This window comes from Streptomonospora sp. PA3 (genome assembly GCF_009728995.1).
Lineage (GTDB): Bacteria > Actinomycetota > Actinomycetes > Streptosporangiales > Streptosporangiaceae > Streptomonospora.
In genome coordinates, this window is sequence record NZ_VTZW01000016.1 from 546,278 (window position 1) to 566,339 (window position 20,062).

Here is a 20,062-nt window from a genome sequence, read left to right on the forward strand (position 1 = left end):
GAGGGCAGCATGAGGGAGAGCACACAGGTACTGGTCGCCGGCGGAGGCCCCGCCGGTTCGACGGCCGCGACACTACTTGCCCAGCAGGGATTCGACGTCGCGCTTCTCGAACGGGAGACGTTTCCCCGATACCACATCGGCGAGTCGCTGCCCGTATCCACGCTGCGGATACTCGACCTACTCGGTGTCCGCGAGAAGGTCGACGCCCACGGCTTCGTGCGGAAGTACGGCTCGTACTTCGAGTGGGGTGCTGAGCAGTGGTCGCTGCCGTTCAGCCACTTGGACGGCGAGGACAAGTACAGCTGGCAGGTCAAACGGTCGGAGTTCGACAAGATCCTGCTCGACCACGCCCGTTCCGTCGGCGTCGACGTGTCCGAGGGGACGCGGGTGGCGGATGTGGAGTTCGCCGACGGGGCACCGGCCGCCGCTCATTGGTCGACCGGCTCCTCCTCGGGACGCATCGGATTCGACTACCTGATCGACGCCTCGGGACGCGCCGGCGTGCTCTCGCGCGGCAAGCTCCAGGACCGGGTATTCCACGACGTGTTCAAGAACGTCGCCCTGTGGTCTTATTGGCGCGACGCATCGCCCACAGGGCGCGGGCCCCAGGGATCGGTCGCCGTCTGCTCCGTACCCGGGGGCTGGGTGTGGATCATTCCCCTGCATGATGGAACCACCAGTGTCGGCTTCGTCACCGGCAAGGACCGCCTGGCAAAGGAGCGGGAGCGCCTGGGCGGCCCCGACGAGGTCTACCGCGACGCGCTCAGGCGCTGCGAACTGGCGTCGCAGGTGCTGCACACGGCGAACCGGGTTTCCCCTCTGCAGGCGGAGACCGACTACTCCTACGCCGCGGCCAGGTTCTGCGGTTCCCGGTACTTCCTGGCGGGCGACGCCGCCTGCTTCCTGGATCCGCTGCTGTCCACCGGTGTCCACCTCGCCAACTTCAGCGGGATGCTCGCAGCGGCGGCCATCGGGAGCATACTCCGCGGTGAGGTGTCCGAAGACGACGCCCTGTCGTTCTACGAGCGCGTCTACCGGAACTCCTACACCAGGTTCCTCACCCTCGTATCGGTCTTCTACTCGGCTTACCGCGGCAAAGACGCGTACTTCTTCGAGGCTCAGTCCCTGACCCGGGAGAAACGGAGGGACCTCGGCGTCGGAAAGGCGTTCCTCGACATCGTCTCTGGTATCGAGGATCTTTCCGACGCCGACGACGAAACCGCTTTCGAATTCCTCCGGAACCGATTCACGGGAATGGAGGGCGGTTCACCTGTACCGCTCTCGCATCACAACACCTACCTTGACGAGCCCCCGACCGGCCCCGAGAGCGCAGTCTTCGGTATGTATCTGACACGCACTCCGGAACTTGGGCTACGATACTCCGCGAAGACTTCTCCCGTCCCGTATGCGACCCCTACCACCGACGCGTGAGGAAAAATGCCGGAACACACTTCTGAACAACACTCCGCCGGATTGTCCGAGAACATGCGCGAGGACACGCGCGCCCTCATGCGCGGCCTGGACGTCCTCAGCGGGCCGTTTCCCGACTTCGACCCGGACACCGCCCCCGACCATCCCGCACAACTGTTCGTCGCGTGGTTCATGAACGCCGTGGACACCAAGGTGGTCGAGCCGCACGCGATGACTCTCTCCACGGTCACCCCGGACGGACGGCCTGAAGCCCGCGTGCTGATCCTGAAGTCCGTCGACGCGGCCGGCTGGCGATTCGCCATCAGCAAGGCGAGCAGCAAGGGCCGCGAAATCGCGCAGAATCCCCACGTCGCCCTGACGTTCCACTGGCGCGAGGTCGGACGCCAGGTGCGGATTTCAGGCGTGGCCTGCGAGGAGAGCGCGGCAGACGGTTCCGCCGACTTTCTGGCCCGCTCCCGCGGATCCCGTGAGATGGCCCTCCTGCTCCGGCAGAGCCAGGTTCTCGAGGAACCGCAGCAGATCGACCGCGAACTGGAAGCGGTCCGCCGCAAGCTCGCGGAGGATCCCGACCTCGTCCCGCCGGAATGGACCTCCTATGTCGTCAAGGCCGACAAGGTCGAGTTCTGGCAGGCGGATGGCGGGCGCCGCCACACCAGGGTCCTCTACACCCGCGCGGACGAGACCGCCGCATGGTCGCGGTGCAGGCTGTGGCCCTGAACGGATTCACCGCGCCGATCACCCGCGGTTCCCGATTCGGCAGCCGCTGAACCTCCCCTGACGGGCCGCGGAATCGCAGGGGTGCAGGCGGACGGCGGGTCCGTGCAGAGGAGGCTCGGGGCCTCCCCTGCACGGACCCACGTGGGGTTGACCATCGAATCCGCCTGCATGCGGGTGGAGCGGAGAGGAACCTGATGAGCGAGCGCTACCGACCGGGGCAGGTCGTCACCCATTGGGAAACGGTGGACGGCGCCTCCTGGCTGAGCTATCCGGTCCGGGTCGTCGCCGACAACCCCGACCTGTTCGCCGTCTACCTCGCCGCGGGGACCCCCATGACATTCGGCGAGGGGACATTCCGCCTCGGCCCGCACCCGTGGCGCTCGTTCGGTCCGGCGTGGAAGTCGGCGGGCGTGGTGCAGCTGCACCGTCCCGGCGACTGGTATGCGGTGTGGGCGGTGACCGGTCGCCGGGACGGGTTCCGCGGGTGGTACGTCAACTTCCAAGAGCCTTTCCGGCGCGTTCCCGGCGGGTTCGAGACCCTCGACCACGACCTGGACCTGGAAATCCCGGCCGGCGATCCCGCCGCCTACCGCTGGAAGGACGTAGACGAATTCGAGGCGCGGGCCGCGCGCGGCGACTTCACCGAATCGGCGGTAGAGGCCGTCCGCGCCGATGCCGGACGCGTCGCCGCGATGCTCGACACGGGCACGACATGGTGGGACCGTTCATGGCTCGACTGGCGCGCCCCGAAGACATGGGATTATGAAGCCGTGCACGCCCCTCGTTGACGGAGGATCGCCGAGGGCGGATAGAGGTCAGGACAAGCCTGTCGCCACCAAGAGAGACGTGCGGGACGCCGCGGCACCGAGGTTGGGGACGCTGGCCCTTCGAACCGGGTCTTCGACTCCGTCTCCTGCCTGGCTTCTCCCGGCGGCGGGCATGCGGGACCGGTGCACGGGGATTCCGCTGTTCCGCACGCGTGTCCGCGGCGCGTGCCATCGGCGGTTCGCCGGCGTTCGTCCATTCCGTCGCGGCCGTGCCGCCGCGATCCGGTCCGAATCCGCGCCTACCCGCGGCCTTGCGACACGGCTGCGACATGACGGCGATATTCCGGTGAACCCGGGGCGGCACCGTCGCTTGCATGCACCTATCGCGCCTCCGTACCTCCTTCCGGCCTCCGGGAGTCGTCCCCGGTCCCGTGCGCATGCCGGCCCTGGACGGGTTGCGCGGCATCGCCGTGTCAGGGGTGCTGTTGTTCCACACCGGCAACCTGCCCGGCGGCTTCCTCGGTGTCGACCTGTTCTTCGTGCTATCGGGGTTCCTCATCACCGGGCTGCTCCTGCGCGAAGCCGAGACAGCCCGCGGGATCTCGCTCGTGTCGTTCTGGGGGCGCCGACTGCGGCGGCTGTTCCCCGCCCTGGCACTGGTGCTGGTCGTCGTGACCGTGACGGTCTGGGCGCTGCAGCGGGTCGGCTACCCGGTCACCGATCGCGGCATGGTCTCCACGACCGTGGCGGACGGCCTGTGGGTGCAACTGAATCTGGTCAACTGGCATCTGCTTGCCCAGGACGCGAGCTACTGGGACGCCTTCGGCCGATCGCGGGTGTTCGAGCACCTGTGGAGCATCGCGGTCGAGGAGCAGTTCTATCTGGTGTGGCCCTTCGTCATCGGCGCGATCGCATGGGTGGCGGCACGGTCGCGGCAGCGTGCCGGGACCGTCGATGCTGCCGCGCTGGCGGTCGCCGTCGCCGTCTCGGCCGTCTCGCTCGTCCTGATGGTCGCCCTGCTCGATCCCGCCGATCCCACGCGGGTGTACACCGGCACCGACACCAGAGCGTTCTCGCTGCTGCTGGGCGCCGCAGCGGCGACGGCACCGGTCCGCCGCGCGTTCCAGCACATCGTGTGGTCGTCCCGCAGTATCGCCGCGTGGGCGGTCGGGATCCTCACGGTGGGGATCCTCGCGTTCTGGGTGCTCGCGGACGGGACCACCACGCCGGGACTGTTCACCGGCGGTCTGTTGGCGCACGCGATCTCCTGCGCGATCCTCATCGGCTTGTGCGCCGCCGCCACCACCGCGCAGACGCAGAGCACCGCGGGGACGCCTCGCCTCCCGTTGCCGGTGGGGATGCTGCAGGCGGCGCCGCTGACCCGGCTCGGCGAAATCTCTTACAGCCTCTATCTGTGGCATTGGCCGGTGATCGTGCTCTTCTCCGCGCAGGAGCACCCGGAGCTGCCGCATTGGCTGCACTCCGCGATCGTCATCGGGATGTCGATCGCCTTCGCCACCGCGTCGAGGTATCTGGTGGAGGACCCGATCCGGTTCCGGGCGCGGTGGGCGCGAGGGCGCACCGGACTGGTCGTGTTCCTCTTCGCTTCGGCCGCGCTGCTCGCGATGTGGCTCGCACTGCCGATGCCCGCGGCGCCGCCGATCGACACCGGGCAGCTGTGACCCGCAGACGCATCGGCGGCGGCGGACGAGTCGGGATCGCGGTCCTGTCGGCCGCGGGCCGAGGGGCGGGTCAGCCCAGTACCGGGCAGGTTCGGGGCTCCAGTGCTGTATCGGTGAACCGGATGCCCGCTCGGGTTTCCGTGGAGCCTCCCGCCTGGATGTGGCCGGCGAGCGCGGTGCATACGATCTGATCCACACCGCCGGCGGTCACTTCGGTGGAGGCGACCGGCACCCGCACACTCATGCGCTCACCGCTGACGGTCACCTCGGTCCGGGTCACGGGCGTGGGGTCGATGCCGGTACGCACGTCCGAGTCGCCGGGGCCGGTCAACAGCACCGACACGGTCTCGGACACGGTCCCCAGCCGCCCGGTCTCCCGCTGCTGCGCGGTCAGGTTCCCGTCGTGGTCGAGGAAGTACAGGGTCATTCCGGGCGCGACACCCGTGGGCGCAGAGGGCCCGGCTTCGATGCCCGATGGCTGCGACCCGCAGCCCGCCGCCAAGGCGAGGACACCCCCGACCAGAGCCGCTGTGAGCGTTCGGTGGTTCATTCGCCCTGCTCCTGATGGACCTCGCCGGTGGCCGGCTCCGGGGCCCGTGGGAGCCGGAGCGTGAAGACGGCGCCGCCGCCGGGGTGGTTCGCGGCCGTGATCTCCCCGCCGTGGAGGAGCGCGTTCTCGCGGGCGATCGCCAGGCCAAGGCCGCTGCCGGGAGTGCGGGCGCGTGCGGCGTCGGCCTTGTAGAACCGGGAGAAGACATGCGGCAGAACATCGTCGGGCATCCCGGGGCCGGAATCGATCACCTGCACACTCGCCCCTTCACTCGTCGCCGTGATGACCACTCGCACCGGTGCGCCGCCGTGCGTGAGGGCGTTGCCGATGAGGTTCGCCATGGTCACGTCGATGCGACGCCGGTCAGCCATCACCGTGGGGCCGCCCGGGCCGGCGGCGGGCCCGGTGATGACCACGTCGTCGGACCAGCCGCGGGTGCGCACACAGGTGCTGATCACCTCGAACAGATCGGTCTCCTCCCAACGCGGTTGCGCTGTGCCGGCGTCGATCCGGGCGATGTCCAGAATGTCCTCGACGAGCTCCACCAGGCGCCGTGTTTCGATGACGGCCAGCTGTGCGGATTCCCGAGCCTCCTCCTCATCCGCGGAACGCGTGCTGTTCGCGCGCGGCAGTATGTCGTGCAGGACTTCGACCGTAGCGGTCAGGGTCGTCAGCGGCGTGCGCAGCTCGTGGGAGACATCGGCGGCGAAACGGCGGGAGTCTTCTTCCATCCTGGCCATCGACTCCATCGAGTCCTGCAGTGACGCGGCCATATCGTTGACGGTGCGGGTCAGCCGGGCCAGTTCGTCGACCCCGGCGGGTTCCGTACGTGCGGCCAGATCTCCCTGCGCGAGGCGCTGGGCCGTTTCCCGCAACCGGGCCACCGGACGCAGCACGCCTTGCGAGGCCAGCAGCGCGAGCAGCACCGCCAACGGCAGCACGGCCAGCGTCGTTGTCGCCGCACCGCGGACGAGACCGTCGACCTGCTCCTCCACGTCGGTGAGGTCGCGTGCCGCATACACCTCGATCCCCGAAGGGGCCTGGGTCCCGTCGGGTGCCGTGATCATCACCGGGGCGCCAATCAGCAGCCACGGCCTCCCGTCGATACGTACCCGCTGGGTCAGCACACGAGGATCCTCGCTGTCGGCTTGGGCGTTCATCGCCTGACGCAGTTCGGCCGGCACCACCTGCGCGCCCGAGGCGAAGACGCCATCGCCCGACGCCGCGTCGCCGTAGCGGACGAGCGAATGCTCACCCGCGGCGATCCGCAGCCGGTCGAGGGAACCGCGGCCTGGGGGATACTGCGCGGACGGGGCGGCCTGAGTGATCCGCCCGGCGAGGTCTTCGGTGTGGTAGCGCCGGTGCGCCTCGAACAGCGACGCCGTGGACTGCTGCACCCCCGCCCAGGCGGCCGCGGTCGCACCGAGTGCGGCGGCGAAGACGACAGTGACGATCAGCCGCCCTCGCAGCCCCGACATCCCGCGCAGGAGCCTTCGGATCCGGGAGGCCCTCACACCGGGCCGAACCTGTATCCGAATCCGCGCACGGTCTGTACGTACTCCGGTCGTGCCGGATCGGTCTCGATCTTCGCCCGCAGCCGCATCACGCCGTTGTCCACCAGCCGGGAATCGCCGAGGTACCCCTGCTCCCACACCTCTTCCAGAAGCTGCTCCCGACTGAACACCCGCCCCGGCGCTCTGGACAGGGCCAGCAGCAGGCGCAACTCCGTGGGCGTGAGCCCGACTTCCCGGCCGTCGACCGAGACCGCCAGCGCCTCGGTGTCGATGCGCAGCCCGCGGTGCGTGCGCACCCCGTCGGGATCGCCCACCGCCCGGCGCAGGACGGCACGGATGCGCGCGTCCAACACCGTGGGCCGCACCGGTTTGACGACGTAGTCGTCCGCGCCCGCCTCCAGCCCGGTGATCACGTCGAAGTCGTCGCCGCGAGCGGTCAGCACGATGATCGGAACCTGCGACGACTCCCGGATTCGGCGGCAGACCTCGAAGCCGTCCATGCCGGGAAGCATCAGATCCAGCACGATCACGTCCGCACCACCGATGCCGAACCGCGCCAGCCCGTCCTCACCGTCTTCGGCGGCCTCGATGCGGTGCCCGTGGCGTTTCAGGGCGAGCTGCAGCCCGCGCCTGACGAGCGCGTCGTCTTCGATCAGCAGGACAGTAGCCACGCCGCCGATCGTAGGAGACACGTCTGCCTGGGCTGCGGCCGAAGACCGGCGACGGCCGGTTCTGCGACACAACTGCGACACGCCTACACAACGGCCGCGACAGCAGGTTGCGAGAGTCCAACCATGCGAACGAACGCCGCGAACACCGCCGCTCCGACCACCACCGCCTCCTGGGGCCTCAGCGACCGGCTGTGCCGGGCAACGGGCGTCGCGTCGGTCCTTCTCGCAGCCATGGCGCTGGCCGCCTGCGGCGCCGGTGAGGCCGGCGACGCCGATAGCGGCGGATCGACCGATTCCGCACAGGCCGCCGACGCGGGCCTGTCGCCCGTCCTCTTTCTCGGCGACTCCGTCGCCGCAGGTCAAGCAGTCGCCCTCCAGCAAGGGCTGGCAGAAAGCGGCGTGACGTTCATAGACGCCACCTCCACCGGAGGCGGCAATCTCGTCGGACCCAACGCCGAGGCGCAATGGAAGGCGCTGCCCGAGACACTCGAACGGGCCGAAGGCGGCGTCGTGCTCTACCAGCTCACCACCTACGACTGGGGTGCCCCCGGCGAACAGCGCGCCGCATACGAACGCCTCGCCGAGACCGCCGCAAGCCTCGATGCCGACGTCCTCCTCGTATCGATGCCGCCCATTCGGCCCGACGAGTTCTACGAGCCCCACATGGACGAACTCGCCAACGCCGACGACGCCGCCCGACAGGTCGCGGAGGACCTCGACGGCGTCGACTACCTCGACGCCTCCGAGGTATGGGGCGATGAATACGCCAGGGAGCGCGGCGGCGCGATCGACCGCAGCGACGACGGGATCCACACCTGCCCCCAGGGCGCAGCCCGATTCACCGATTGGATCCTCGAACAGCTCGCCGACCGCTACGACGGATTCACCCCGGCAGACCCCGACACCTGGGCGAACACGGGCTGGTCCGACAGCGAACTCTTTCACGGCTGCTGATACCCCGGCCGACTGGAGCTCGTGCCCCACGCCGCCTTCGATGAGGCCTGCCGGTGGCGTTCGGCGCGGGGCGGGTTCGGCGACCTGGACGGAGGTGTCCTGCAGCGGAATACGGACGCCCTCGGACGGGGAGCAGGTCGCCGCCGTGGTGGCGCAGCAGGTGGCCGTGCGCGCGAGCGGCCAGGCGATTCTCAACGCGGTCGCGTGTCGCTCAGCACGTCGTTCACGGCGAACTGCGGTCGGCCCGCGAGCGCTGCCAGGAGCTCCTCGGCCCCTCGGCGGCCCGCAGCCGCCCGTGCTTCAGCGGTCTGTCCCGCCAGGTGGGAGTAGACGACGATGCCGTCGACGCCGCGCAGCGGGCTGTCGGAGGGAAGCGGCTCCCTGCTCGCGACGTCCAGGGCGGCGCCCGCGATCTCTCCCCGCCGCACGGCCGCGGCCAGCGCGTCCTCATCGACGATGGGTCCGCGCGCGGTGTTGATCAGCAGCGCCGTCGTCTTCATCCGCTTGAACGCCGATTCGTCCAGCAACCCCCGGGTCCGTTCCGTAAGCGACGTGTGGACCGAGACGTAGTCGGAGGCGGCCAGCAGCTCGGGCAGGTCCACGAACCGCACCGCCGGATCGTTTCGCAACCGGGCCGGCACGCCGGTCGTGCAGACCACGGCCATACGGAACGCGCGGGCCAGGGGCACCACCGCCCGCGCTGAAGCCCCGTAGCCGATGAGGCCGAGCGTGGAGCCGCGCAGTTCGCGCCCGTCCTCGCGCGGCCAGGCCCCCTGGGAGACGCCGTGCGCGGACTGCACCAGGCGCCTGGCCCCCGCGAGCAGCAGGCCGATGGTGTACTCGGCCACGGCGTTGGCGTTGACGCCGGGGAGGTTGCTCACGGTGATCCCGAGTCTCCCGGCGGCGGCGACGTCGATCGAGTCGTAGCCCACGCCCGTGCGCACGACGGAGCGCAGCCGCGGTGCGCGGGCGAGGACGTCGGCAGTCAGCGGTTCGTTGGCCACCAGGGCGGCGTCGACATCGGCGAGCGCGGCCGCGAGCTGTTCGGGGTCCCGCCGGCCGGCCATCGGCAGGTGCACGGTCTCCAGCCCGGCACGCCGCAGGAACCGGTCGACGTCGTCGCCGGGGCGGAGGTAATCCGTGGTGATCAGAACGCGCGGCACAGTCTTCTCCTCCTGGGGCCGGGCCCGGTAAGGCGCGATCGAGCGGGCCCGCCGCTGCACAGCGCCGGGCCTGCCACGGCCAAGGCCGCGAAGCTGGAAGGACGCCAGACCGTTGCTATAGCAAGATTGACAACATTAACAAGCATTCTTGCTGTGGCGTATATGGTGAATGCCGTGGCGAGAGAATCGTTGAAGGGTCTGACGGCCGAGACGCTGGCCGACCGCGCGTACCGCGCCATCCGCGACGCGGTCACGACCGGCGAACTGCGCCCTGGGCAGAAGGTCACCGAACGCGGGCTCGCCGAGCGGTTGTCGGTCAGCCCGACGCCGGTGCGCGAGGCCATCCGCCGCCTGGAGCAGGACGGCTTCCTCGAACGGACCGGGCCGCGCACGGTTCAGGTGGTGGCGTTCGCGGACGCCGCGAGGCAGGATCTGGCCGAGGTCGAGGTGGCCCTTCGCGGGATGGTGGCCCGTTTCGGAGCGCGGCACGCGACCCCGGCGCAACTCGATCATCTCGACGCCGTTCTCGACGAAGCCGACGACCTGCTGATCCTCATCCGGCAGCGCCACGAGGCGGGCCAGGACGTGTCGCGCCACGTGGGTCGGCTCCTCGATACGATGCAGCGATTCAACGAGGTGGTCGAGGCCTGCGCCAACAATCCCGTCCTCGTGCGCCTGCTCGACCAGACCCGGGTGTTCTCCTGGCCGGAGCGGCGCGCCCGCCTGATCGAGCGGATCAGCCGGAACGACAGGTTCGGCCTGGACCGCTACGGCAGCCACCGCGCGCTCGTCCGGGCGCTGAGGGCGGGCGACTCCGCGGCGGCCGAGGCCCTCGTGATCGAGGACGCCCGCGGCGGACTCGGAGATCTGCTCGCCGCACCCACGGCTCCGGCGGAGTCGGCGGAGTCCGCCGACCGGGCCTGAGTTCGCGCGCGAGGGACGCCGCACCGTTCGCGATCCCACTGAGGGCGGCCGGGATCGCCGCTCGCCCGGAGTCCTCCGGGTCGGCTGGGGACGTCGGACGGGCGCCGCCGCCTCCCCGGGCGGCTCGGTCGGGGAGGCGGCGCGCGTGCGGTTCTCCGCGCCCGGAGCCGGCGTCAATCGGTGCCTCCGCTCCCCCGCGCGTCGGCGGCGGGCGGGACCAGCAGTGCCAGGGGGACGTGGTGCTGGCCCGAGTGGACGTCGCGGTCTCGGAGCCCGCCTTGGGGGACGGGGCGGGGGAAGGAGATCTTCACGACGTTGAGATCGGGGATGCGGAAGATCCGCACCTGTTCTGCCGGGACGCCGTACAGCCGGGCGACCACCTCTTCGTTGAGGACGTCCTCGTCGGCGGCAGCGGCGTAGCCGGCCTCGTCGCGCATGAACAGCTCCATGGTCGTCCAGAACGGGCCGGCGTTCTTCGAACGGACTTCCAATGCGAGCTCGCCCAAGGTCTCAGGCATCGGCGGGGGCCTTTCGGTACTCGGTGCGGAACAGTTCGGTGGGGTCGTCGACGTCCACGACGTGGTTGAGGACGAATTCATAGGCCGGGCCGCGTTCGGTCTCGGCCGGTGAGAAGGGGAAGGCCGTGCTCGGCAGGTAGGCCATGTCGGCCGTGGGCAGGTGCAGCATGAGCGGGTTGGCGACCTTTGCGATCGCCGTGGCCGTGGCCTGGTCGGGCGCGCGGACCAGGAGCATCACGGCGACTTCGCGTGCCGGGCCGGTGGCCGGGTCGTGTTCTGCGAGGACGGCGTTGTGGCCGTAGAGCCGGATGTCGACGGCGTAGTCGCCGACATCCAGGCGCAGCGTCCTGGCGACCCACTCGCCCAGCACCTTGTGCAGGAGAGTGGCCCACTCCTCGATGTTCGCCAGGATGTGCGGGTCGCGGATCGCGGTGAACGACATGGTCTCGTACCCGCTGATGCGCGCCCCCTCCAGCTTGATCGTGTGCTGCGGTGCGGGTTCGAACTCCGAGCCCTCCACCCTGACGGTGCGCTCGTCGACGGCGCGGTAGGTCGCTGCGGTGACGTCGATCGTGCCCGCCGGTTCGCGCATCCGGAACGGGTCGGCGGTCTCGTAGAGCATGTGCGCGGCCACCGATGCGGGTGTGCAGGACGCGGCCGGGTTGAGCGGCTCGATGGTGAATCCGTGCGCATCGATGGTGGCCAGCACCCCGCCGGCGCGCGGGTCGGTGGTGCACTGGCCGCCGCATTCGACGATCTTCGCGGCGTGCCAGGCCGGACCGGGCGGCATGCCGCGCATGAGCGGGTAGGCGGCGGCCACGGCGGTGTCGGTGGCGCGTCCGGCCAGGACGACCTGGGCGCCGCCGCGCAGCGCGGCCTCGATGGGCTCGTGGCCCATCATGCCGACGATGCGGGTGCAGCCTTCCAGGGTCGTCGCGTCGAGGGCGCCGTGCGGCGGCAGCGGGTGGATCGCTCCGGCCGCCAGGCGCTCGACGAGTGCGGAGTCCTTCTGCTCGCTGTAGATCGCGGCGACGGCCAGGTCGAGCCCTTCCGCGACCAGGATGTCCGTGGTGATCTCGGCGATCCAGTCGACGCCGGCGTCGGTCCCGCCGGTGCCGCAGGAACCGACGATGAGGGGGATCCGGGCCTCGGCCGCCGCTTTCAGCAGGGTGCGCAGGTCCCACTCGACCTGTGCCCGCGTGGTCTTGGGCGTGGCGGATCCGAGGTAGAACGGCCCCGAGTCGGTGGAGCCGCCGTCGACCGCGATGACGTCGGCGCCGAGCTGAAGCCCGCGCTCGATCGTCTCGGGCGGGAACCCGCCTCCCAGCATGCCTGTCGGCACGAGGACGCGTATTGCGGTGTCGTTCACGTGGTCGCTCCTTGTCGTGGATCCTGCATGGCTCATGCGGTCGCCCCGCCGCGGCTCGCTCGGCGGCCGGCCGGACACGGCGCATCCGCCGAGGAACGTTCCTTCCAGGCACCGGTAGCCGTGGACCGCAGTTGCGCAGTGAGGGAACGGGCCTGCCGGCTCGGCTCTCGATGCCTCCTCTCACAGCGCCTGCGTCGTGGCGGCCCGGCGGCGCAGCGCCAGCACGCGCAGCACCACGGCGACCGCGAGCGCGGCGAGCAGTGCGGTATCCGCCGGCATGAGGCGCCATCCGGTGATGTCCACCATGGAGCCGACCAATGCCGGGCCGAGGAAGCCCCCGGTCATCCAGCCGACCGTGTAGAGGCCGGTGTAGGTGCCGAACGCGCTGGCCGACGGGGCCAGGTTCCACAGGATCACCGCACCGTTGACCAGGAATCCCGCGGCCCCCACCACGCCCACGCACAGGGCGATCACGGTCGCGGCCGGGGTGTTGATCAGCGTGGCGCTCGTGAGCGCGAGGGCGAACAGCGCCATACCCGCCGCCATCACCCGCAGCCGGCCGATGCGCTCGGACACCAGGGCCACGGGGAACGCGGCCGCAATGAACACCGCGCCGCTGGGCAGCGTGAGCCCGCCGGCGGTGCCGCGTGACAGTCCCAGTGCCTCCATGCCATAGGGCGTCATCAGCGACCGCGACGCGGCCCACGCGCAGCCGAACAGCAGGATGGCCACGATGACGAGCAGCCGTTCCCGGTGGGGGTCGCGGAGGATGTCGGCGAGAAGCTCGCCCATGCGCTTGGGAGGGTCGCATTCTCCCCGGTCCGCGGACGTGTCCTCGGCCACGGCGGCCTGATAGGCGGGCGAGGCGCTGTCGCGCACCTTCAGCACGAGCACGGCCGCCGAGACGAGCATCAGCAGGGCGGGCACGGAGAACGACAGCACCGGATAGGAGTCGACCAGGAAGAGGCTGATGAGCGCCGAGACGACGATGGTCAGGCTGGCGGCCGCCTTCACTGCGGCGTTGGCCCTGCTGCGCCGCTCGGGGCGGATGAAGTCCGGCAGCAGCGCCTCGGCGATCGGTTTGAAGCTGTTGCACACCAGTGCGTAGGCGAACATGAAGGCCACGAGCACGGGCAGCGACGGCGCCAACGGGATCACGGCGAACAGCACTGCCGCGACGGGCATGCCGACAGCCAGATAGGGGATGCGCCTCCCCCACCGGGTCCGCGTGTTGTCCGAGCGGTTGCCGAGCCAGGGCTGGATGAAGATGCCCAGCAGGTTGTCCATGCCCATCAGCGCACCGATGAGCGCGGCGCTGGCCACGTACTCGCGCAGCAGCGGCGGCACCTGCGCGTCGTAGAAGTTCCAGGTCGACTCCTGCGCGAAGACCGCGAGGACGACGAAGAAGGTGATCCTGCGCCCCGACGCCCGGCCGGCGTCGGTCTCCACTGCCGTCATAGGCGACCTCCCTCACCTGCGGCCGCCTCGATGTGACGCCGCTCACGGGCACGCTATTTTGCTATAGCAAAACTGTCAAAGGCTCTTTATGCTTTGTGCGGTGGAAGAGTCGCCCCCAGTGGCAGGGGCCGCCGGGCAGCCGCCCCCGTCGGCCGGACGCCGGCGCAGGAGGACCCGGGCGGACTCGGGGTCGAAGAGCCGTGGTCGGCGTGCACAGCGGCCCCGCGGAGCGCGGGCGGCGCGGAGTGGGACCGGGCCGCCGCACCGACGAGCAGGAGCGGGGATCCGCAGAGCAGGCCGCGCTCGTCAGCGCTCGCGCGGAGTTGCACGATCGAGCCAGTCCTGGACGAGCGCAGCGGCGACGCCGGGCCGCTCATGCAGGAGCGCGTGTCCGGCGCCGTCGATCACCGCGAGGCCGGCCCGCGGATAGCGGTCCAGCAACCGCACGGCGTCGGCGTATCCGACGGCGGAGTCCTGCCGCCCGGCCACGATCAAGGACGGTGGTGAGAAGGTGCTTTCGCCCAGGTCGACCGGCCATCCGGCGAAGATGCGCCCCAGTGCGGCCTCGTCGACGAGCCTCGTGCCGGGAACGACGCGGTCGCGGTAGCGGCGAGCGGTGGCACGCGTGCGCACGGCGAAGTAGTCCTCGAAGCCCGGCCGGTGCTCGGCTTCGAGGTCGTCGTAGGCGTCGTGGTCCTGGCGGACCACCGTGGGAGCGGGCACGGTGGTCGCCTGCTCCGCCAGGGGGCATACCAGCGCCAGACCGAGCACCGCGCCCGGCCGTCGCGCGGCCACGCCCCGGGCGAGGTAGGCGCCGTAGGAATGCCCGAGCACGAGGGCCGGCCCTTCGGCCACGCGTTCGATGAACTCGCCGAGCAGGTCGACGACATCGTTGTTGCCGGTCAGGCCGCCACTGGTTGAGTATCCCATTCCGGGCAGGTCGGGATAGATCCGCCGGTAACCGGCGCGCGGGAGGACGGCCTCCATCGCCGCCTCGATCTCGCGGTGGTCGACCCCGGCGCCGTGGAGGGCGACCAGCGGCACACCGGTCCCGTGTTCGACGTAGTGGATCTCCGAGGTGCCGATCCGGCGTTCCATGGCGTCTCCTTGCGGACCCGTCCGTCGCCGTGTCGTCACCGTGCCGACAGGCGGGGCGGTTGCGGGCGAGGGCGGTGGCCCCCAGGGACCCCGGTTCCGCCTCCACGGGGCGGCAGACCCGGCCGCCGCCGACGCCGGCCGCGGCTCAGGGCGCATGTGCTCATCGCCCGTTGCCTCGGCTGGGGACGGGGACATCTCGGGGGCTCGGCGGGTTGACCGCGGTGACGAGCCAGGCGCGTGCGCCGAGTCGGATCTCACCGGTGCGATCGCGGCGGTGGTCCAGTTCGGCGCGCAGCGCCGCGAGCGCGGCTTCCCGCCTGGCGGGGGCCAGTTCGGCCAGGCGGGCGCTGGAGAACCAGCTCACGAACTCCACCGCTTCGTCCAGGTCCGTGCCGTAGCGCACCGGTCTCTCGACCGCGTGCAGGCGGACTCGTGCGAAACCGGCGGCGCCGACCACCCCGCGCGCGGCGCGCGCGTCACCGAGGGAGAACGGCCCGGTCCCGGGCGCCGCCCGGCCCGGTGGCCCGAAGACGCCGTCGAAGACCCGGTCGACGAGCACCGCCCATTCGTTGCGCAGCCGCCCCTGCCAGACCAGCAGCGCCAGTCGCCCGCCGGGTCGCAGTGCCCGCCGCAGGTTGCCGAACGCCGTCGGCGCGTCGTCGAAGAACATCACCCCGAACCGGCTGACCACCGCGTCGAAGGCCGGCCCCGGCCACGGGTGGGTCTGGGCGTCGGCGCACAGGAAGTCGACGTTCTCGATCCCCGACTCGCGGGTCAACTGCTCGGCGCGCGCCAGCGACTCGGCACTGATGTCGACCCCGAGAACACGTCCCGGGGCGGCTGCGGGCGCGAGGTCTCGGCTGGTGGCGCCGGCGCCGCACCCGACGTCGAGAAGCATCTCGCCGGGCGATGGGGCGGCCGCGGTCCGCAGCGGTTCCTCGTAGTCGAGCAGTTCGTGGGCCAAGTCCATGGGCACACCCATCACCTCCGCGCGGGTTCACCGGCCGGTTCGCCGCCACCGGACGGCGGTGGCCGCAGCGCCGGGCGCCCGGGTCGTCGCCATGGGAACCACGCTAGCCGCGCAGATGCATCGCGAAAAGCGATGATCTCCGATCATGTCGATCGCTATCGTGCATGGACTCCGCTAGCCTTGATGCCGTGCCCGGCATAGAACTGCGCCACCTCGCCGCGCTGGCCGCCGTCGCCGACGAGCGGTCGTTCGGACGGGCCGCCGCTCGGCTCGGCTACACGCAGTCGACCGTCAGCCAGCAGATCGCCGCGCTGGAGAAGGCGGTCGGCGGGGCCGTATTCGATCGGCCGGGCGGACCGCGGCCGGTGCGTATCACCCCGCTTGGAGCGGTGGTGCTCGCCCGCGGACGCGAGGTACTGGCCAAGGCCGAGGAGACGGCGCGCGCGATCGAGCGGTTCCAGGCCGGTGAGGGCCGCATCGACATCGGAACGTTCCAAAGCGTGACGAACGTGATCCTGCCGGTCGTCGTGGGGCGACTGCGCCAGGAGTTCCCCGGCTGCGACATCCGCCTGTCCGAAGAAGAGGCGGAGAACCCGCGGTTGGGGAACCTGGACATGCTGTTCTACGACGGGCGCCTGGACGACGACGTCGAATCCGTCGAACTGCTCGCCGATCCCTATCTGCTCGTCGCCCGCGCCGGAGCGTTCCCCGACGGGCCCGTACCTGTGCGGGACCTGGACGACGCGCCGATGGTCGCCTGGCCGCTGACCTGCGACCAGCCGGCGATCGAACAAGCGTTGGCCAGGGCCGGTGCCCGCCCGCGCATCGTGTTCCGCACCGCGGGCAACGAGGCGCTGTTGTCCATGGTGCGGGCCGGCATGGGATCGGTGGTACTGCCCTGGCTCGCCGTCCACGGCGCCGAAGCCGGCGACGACGACCGGCTGCGCGTCCACGAACTGCGGCCCGCGCCCCGGCCGCGCCGGATCCACCTGCACTGGCCTGCCGGACGCACCCACTCCCCGCTCGCCGCCCGAACCATCCGGCTCGCCGTCGAGGTGGCGGCCGACCTGGAGGCTCGGGCACCGAAGGCGCACCCGGGGGCCGGACGGTCCTGAGTACGTCCCCGGCACGGAGCGGCGCACATCGTGCTGTGACCGGAACGGCTGCCCCAGGGCGTCCGGGGGTTCAAGCCCAGCCGCCGTCGGCGAGGTAGAGCAGTGCGAGGAGCAGCGCGATCACCGCGGGGGGCCAGAACGTCCCCGCCAAACCGCGCAGCAGGGCGCGGCGCGCGTCCGCCTCGGCGTGGCGCGACCGCAGCGCGTCGGACGGCGGGGCGGGGGCCACCGGGTTCTGCAGCGGGAGCCGCGCACAGACCGCGAACTCGCCGTCGGTCGGCCCGGCGCCGAGTCTGCCTCCGGCCAGGCGTACGCGCTCGTCCAGTCCGATCAGGCCGTATCCGCGCGGTGACTCCGGCGCGGGCTCGGGAAGGTCGTTGGCGACCCGCACGAACAGGTGGTCGGCGTCCCGGCTCAGCGTCACCCGAACCGGCCGGCCCAAGGCGTGTCTGGTCGCGTTGGTGAGGCCCTCCTGAACCACGCGGCGCGCGGCGCGGGCCGTGGCGTCGGGCACGGGCGGGTCCGTCGGGAGTTCGCCCACTCGATCGTCGAGGGTGACCTCGACTCCCGAGGCCGCGGCCCGTCGCACGAGTTCCTCCACAGGGACGCCGGCGGGCTGCAGCAGTGCGGTATCACCGTCGTCGCGCAGCATGCCGATGATCTCGCGCAGGCGGTCGGTGGCATCGGAGGCCGCTCGCCGCAGATCGGCCGCGGCGCGCCGCCCCTCGTCGCTGATCCCGGCGTCGACCTGGAGCGTGGCCGCGCGTACGGCGAAGAGGCTGAGCTCGTGGCCGAGGGAGTCGTGCATATCGGTCGCGATGCGGGCGCGCTCACGCAGCCGCACCTGATCGGCGACCCGCTCCTGCTCGCGCTCGAGCTGTTCGGCGAGGTTCCAGCCCGCCCGGAGCAGCCGGGCGTGCTGGTGCACGAGCTGGCCCACCGTCCACGGCAGAACGGTCACGAGCAGGGCGGTCGTGCCGAGTTGGAACCAGTCCCTGGCCGTTACCTCCGGCCAGGTCGCCTGGGCCGAGGCGACGGCGCCCAGGCACGCGGCGAGCAGGACCACGGCGCGCCGCCCGGCGGTGCGCCGACCGAGCAGGTAGGCCAGGAGGATTCCGGCGACTGCCAACTGGTCGGTATACAGGCTGCCCGCCGCGGCTACCGCCAGGACCGCCGGCGTGGCGGCGGCGACGGCGGGGAGGCGGCGTGCGATCAGCACGGCCGCGGTGATCGCGGGAACCGCGGCGGTGCGCAGCGCGATGTGCGACAACCGGGCGTCGGGCGGGAGGTCGGACGCGAGCAGCACCGGTGCCAGGGCGGCGGCCAGCGCGGCGCCGTCGACCGCCCAGCGGCTGCTGAGCAGCCCCCTGATCCAGTGCATGCTCCGACACTACGCCGGGCCGAGGCAGACCGCCCCCGACGAACGTCAGGGGTGGGAGGGTGACGATCGACTCGTGCCCTCCGCGCCGCCCACCCCTAGTTTCACCGGCATGATCCGACTGAGGCACCTGACCAAACGCTACGGCGACAAGACCGCCGTCGACGGGCTGAGCCTGGAACTGGAAGCCGGAGCGGTCACCGGCTTCCTGGGCCCCAACGGCGCCGGGAAATCCACGACGATGCGGCTCATCCTCGGGCTCGACGCGCCCACGTCAGGCAGCGCGCTCGTCAAGGGCGTGCCCTATGCCGAGCTGGAGCGGCCGCTGCGCACCGTCGGCGCGCTGCTGGACGCCAAGGCCGTGCACCCCGGCCGTTCCGGCCGCGACCACCTGCGCGCCATGGCGCTGAGCCAGCGGATCCCGCTGCGGCGCGTGGAGGAGGTGCTGGAGACGACCGGGATGGCCGCGGCGGCACGGCGCAGGGCCGGCACCTACTCGCTGGGGATGAGCCAGCGACTGGGGATCGCGGGCGCGCTGCTGGGCGACCCGGAGATCCTGATGCTCGACGAACCCGTCAACGGCCTCGACCCCGACGGCGTCCGGTGGATCCGCACCCTTTTGCGGTCGCTGGCTCGGCAGGGCCGCACCGTTTTCGTCTCATCGCACCTGATGAGCGAGATGGAGCAGATGGCCGACCGGTTGGTCGTCCTCGGCCGGGGCCGCCTTGTCGCCGATGCCGCGATGGCCGACCTGCTGGCGGGCACCGGCACCGCTGTGCGCGGCCCGGCTCTGCAGCCGCTTGCCGACGCCTTCGACAGCGCCGAGTGGAGCGGTCCCGACGAACTCTCCGTGGCCGGCGTAGCGCCCGAGGAGGTCGGCGCGCGTGCGCACGAGCTCGGCGTGCTGCTGCATGGGCTGGCGCCGGTGGAGCCGTCGCTGGAGGAGTCCTACATGAAGCTGACCGAGCAGAGCGTCGAGTACGCCGCCGACAGAACCGGGCGTGCCGAGGAGGGCGGGACCACATGAGCGCTGCTTCCACCCGTCGGCCGCTCCGCGGGGCCACCACCGGACCGGCGGTTCTCGCCGAGCTGCACAAGCTCGCGACCGTCCGGTCCACGTGGTGGTTCACGGGCGGCGCGGCCGCGGCCATGCTCGCGATCGCTCTCCTGGCCTCCGACGACGGTGATCCCGCCACTGCGCTGGCGGTGCCCATCGCCACGCAGGCCGTGTCGAACTTCGTCCAGTTCATCCTGGGCGCGCTGGGGATCGTGGGTGTCACCGGCGAGTTCGCCTCCCGCAGCATCACGGTGACGTTCGCCTGCACACCGTCGCGCACGCGCGTCATGGTCGCCAAGGCGCTCGTCGTGGGCGGGGCCGTGTTCGCGGCCGGCTTCGCGGTCGCGGCACTGGGGGTCGGCGTGGCGGCGGTGCGGTTCGACGAAGCCGCGGGGATCGGCGCGGCCGAGGCGGCCGACGTGGCGGCGATGGGCCTGTACCTCGCACTCCTGGCGATGCTCGGCCTCGGTCTGGGGACCCTGGTGCGCCGCACGGCCGGTGCGCTGGCGATCCTCGTGGTGCTGCTGGTCATGGTTCCCGAGCTGCTGGGGTTCGCCGCCCGGAAGTTCGGTCTGGCCTGGCTGGAGACGGCCGCCGACTACACGCCCGCACCCGCCGGCTGGCAGCTCATGTCCGGCCGGTGGGAGTATGCGCTCGTGCTGCTGGCCTGGGGCGGTGGCGCGGTGGCGGCGGGCGCTTGGGCGCTGAAGGTCCGGGACGTGTGAC

The 20,062-nt window shown here is 71.3% G+C and carries 19 protein-coding genes; 9 read left to right on the plus strand and 10 right to left on the minus strand.

Going from position 1 to position 20,062, the window contains the following annotated elements:
* Nucleotides 1–9: 9 nt before the first annotated feature.
* From FZ103_RS18855 to FZ103_RS18870, 4 genes are all read left to right on the plus strand, one after another.
* Nucleotides 10–1,431 (plus strand): NAD(P)/FAD-dependent oxidoreductase, encoded by a 1,422-nt coding sequence (locus tag FZ103_RS18855; protein ID WP_156002875.1) that lies wholly within the window; start codon nucleotides 10–12, stop codon nucleotides 1,429–1,431.
* 54 nt (nucleotides 1,432–1,485) lie between these two features.
* The gene (locus tag FZ103_RS18860; RefSeq protein WP_156002876.1) at nucleotides 1,486–2,148 is read left to right on the plus strand and encodes a pyridoxal 5'-phosphate synthase; all 663 of its coding nucleotides are present in this window, start codon (nucleotides 1,486–1,488) and stop codon (nucleotides 2,146–2,148) included.
* 194 nt (nucleotides 2,149–2,342) lie between these two features.
* A complete protein-coding gene (locus FZ103_RS18865; RefSeq protein ID WP_222936786.1) occupies nucleotides 2,343–2,936 on the plus strand; it encodes a DUF402 domain-containing protein in 594 nt (197 codons plus the stop codon).
* A gap of 416 nt (nucleotides 2,937–3,352) precedes the next feature.
* The gene (locus FZ103_RS18870) at nucleotides 3,353–4,597 is read left to right on the plus strand and encodes an acyltransferase (protein ID WP_156002878.1); all 1,245 of its coding nucleotides are present in this window, start codon (nucleotides 3,353–3,355) and stop codon (nucleotides 4,595–4,597) included.
* Between the two features lie 70 nt (nucleotides 4,598–4,667).
* Here FZ103_RS18870 and FZ103_RS18875 read toward each other — a convergent pair whose 3' ends face one another.
* Genes FZ103_RS18875 through FZ103_RS18885 form a run of 3 tightly spaced genes read right to left on the minus strand, consistent with a single transcriptional unit; the run spans nucleotide 4,668 to nucleotide 7,332 of the window.
* Nucleotides 4,668–5,147, minus strand: a complete 480-nt coding sequence (locus FZ103_RS18875) for a hypothetical protein (protein ID WP_156002879.1) — start codon at nucleotides 5,145–5,147, stop codon at nucleotides 4,668–4,670.
* Nucleotides 5,144–6,625 (minus strand): HAMP domain-containing sensor histidine kinase, encoded by a 1,482-nt coding sequence (locus FZ103_RS18880; protein WP_156002880.1) that lies wholly within the window; start codon nucleotides 6,623–6,625, stop codon nucleotides 5,144–5,146. Before FZ103_RS18880 ends, FZ103_RS18875 begins: the two co-directional genes overlap by 4 nt.
* Nucleotides 6,626–6,657: 32 nt before the next feature.
* The gene (locus tag FZ103_RS18885) at nucleotides 6,658–7,332 is read right to left on the minus strand and encodes a response regulator transcription factor (RefSeq protein WP_186356512.1); all 675 of its coding nucleotides are present in this window, start codon (nucleotides 7,330–7,332) and stop codon (nucleotides 6,658–6,660) included.
* Nucleotides 7,333–7,455: 123 nt separating this feature from the next.
* Between FZ103_RS18885 and FZ103_RS18890 the strand changes: the two genes are divergently transcribed.
* Complete coding sequence (locus tag FZ103_RS18890) at nucleotides 7,456–8,286, plus strand: SGNH/GDSL hydrolase family protein (RefSeq protein WP_255430101.1); 831 nt, start codon at nucleotides 7,456–7,458, stop codon at nucleotides 8,284–8,286.
* A 191-nt stretch (nucleotides 8,287–8,477) separates the two neighbouring features.
* Here the strand turns inward: FZ103_RS18890 and FZ103_RS18895 are convergent, their stop codons facing one another.
* Nucleotides 8,478–9,449 carry an NAD(P)-dependent oxidoreductase gene (locus FZ103_RS18895; RefSeq protein ID WP_186356513.1) on the minus strand — a complete coding sequence of 324 codons (972 nt, stop codon included), beginning with the start codon at nucleotides 9,447–9,449 and terminating at the stop codon, nucleotides 8,478–8,480.
* Between the two features lie 126 nt (nucleotides 9,450–9,575).
* Here FZ103_RS18895 and FZ103_RS18900 point away from each other — a divergent pair, with 126 nt between their 5' ends.
* Nucleotides 9,576–10,373, plus strand: coding sequence for a GntR family transcriptional regulator (locus tag FZ103_RS18900; protein ID WP_222936788.1), 798 nt, complete (start codon nucleotides 9,576–9,578; stop codon nucleotides 10,371–10,373).
* Nucleotides 10,374–10,546: 173 nt separating this feature from the next.
* Here the strand turns inward: FZ103_RS18900 and FZ103_RS18905 are convergent, their stop codons facing one another.
* The 5 genes from FZ103_RS18905 to FZ103_RS18925 all read right to left on the minus strand — a co-directional run bounded on the left by FZ103_RS18905 (nucleotide 10,547) and on the right by FZ103_RS18925 (nucleotide 15,786).
* A complete protein-coding gene (locus tag FZ103_RS18905) occupies nucleotides 10,547–10,891 on the minus strand; it encodes a DUF4387 domain-containing protein (protein WP_156002881.1) in 345 nt (114 codons plus the stop codon).
* Nucleotides 10,884–12,260, minus strand: coding sequence for an acyclic terpene utilization AtuA family protein (locus FZ103_RS18910; RefSeq protein ID WP_222936789.1), 1,377 nt, complete (start codon nucleotides 12,258–12,260; stop codon nucleotides 10,884–10,886). Before FZ103_RS18910 ends, FZ103_RS18905 begins: the two co-directional genes overlap by 8 nt.
* A gap of 180 nt (nucleotides 12,261–12,440) precedes the next feature.
* Nucleotides 12,441–13,718 carry an MFS transporter gene (locus tag FZ103_RS18915; protein ID WP_156002883.1) on the minus strand — a complete coding sequence of 426 codons (1,278 nt, stop codon included), beginning with the start codon at nucleotides 13,716–13,718 and terminating at the stop codon, nucleotides 12,441–12,443.
* Nucleotides 13,719–14,024: 306 nt separating this feature from the next.
* Entirely contained in the window at nucleotides 14,025–14,816 is a 792-nt protein-coding gene (locus tag FZ103_RS18920) for an alpha/beta fold hydrolase (RefSeq protein ID WP_156002884.1), read from the minus strand.
* Nucleotides 14,817–14,976: 160 nt separating this feature from the next.
* Entirely contained in the window at nucleotides 14,977–15,786 is an 810-nt protein-coding gene (locus FZ103_RS18925; protein WP_255430149.1) for a class I SAM-dependent methyltransferase, read from the minus strand.
* Between the two features lie 188 nt (nucleotides 15,787–15,974).
* On the opposite strand from FZ103_RS18925, the gene FZ103_RS18930 reads away from it, so the two are divergent.
* Nucleotides 15,975–16,901, plus strand: coding sequence for a LysR family transcriptional regulator (locus FZ103_RS18930; RefSeq protein ID WP_186356515.1), 927 nt, complete (start codon nucleotides 15,975–15,977; stop codon nucleotides 16,899–16,901).
* A 70-nt stretch (nucleotides 16,902–16,971) separates the two neighbouring features.
* On the opposite strand, the gene FZ103_RS18935 is transcribed toward FZ103_RS18930, so the two are convergent.
* Entirely contained in the window at nucleotides 16,972–18,282 is a 1,311-nt protein-coding gene (locus FZ103_RS18935; RefSeq protein ID WP_156002887.1) for a sensor histidine kinase, read from the minus strand.
* A 109-nt stretch (nucleotides 18,283–18,391) separates the two neighbouring features.
* Here FZ103_RS18935 and FZ103_RS18940 point away from each other — a divergent pair, with 109 nt between their 5' ends.
* Together FZ103_RS18940 and FZ103_RS18945 are read left to right on the plus strand one after the other, a co-directional pair.
* Complete coding sequence (locus FZ103_RS18940; RefSeq protein WP_156002888.1) at nucleotides 18,392–19,306, plus strand: ATP-binding cassette domain-containing protein; 915 nt, start codon at nucleotides 18,392–18,394, stop codon at nucleotides 19,304–19,306.
* The gene (locus FZ103_RS18945; RefSeq protein WP_156002889.1) at nucleotides 19,303–20,061 is read left to right on the plus strand and encodes a hypothetical protein; all 759 of its coding nucleotides are present in this window, start codon (nucleotides 19,303–19,305) and stop codon (nucleotides 20,059–20,061) included. The genes FZ103_RS18940 and FZ103_RS18945 overlap by 4 nt, the downstream gene beginning before the upstream one ends.
* Nucleotide 20,062: the final 1 nt, after the last annotated feature.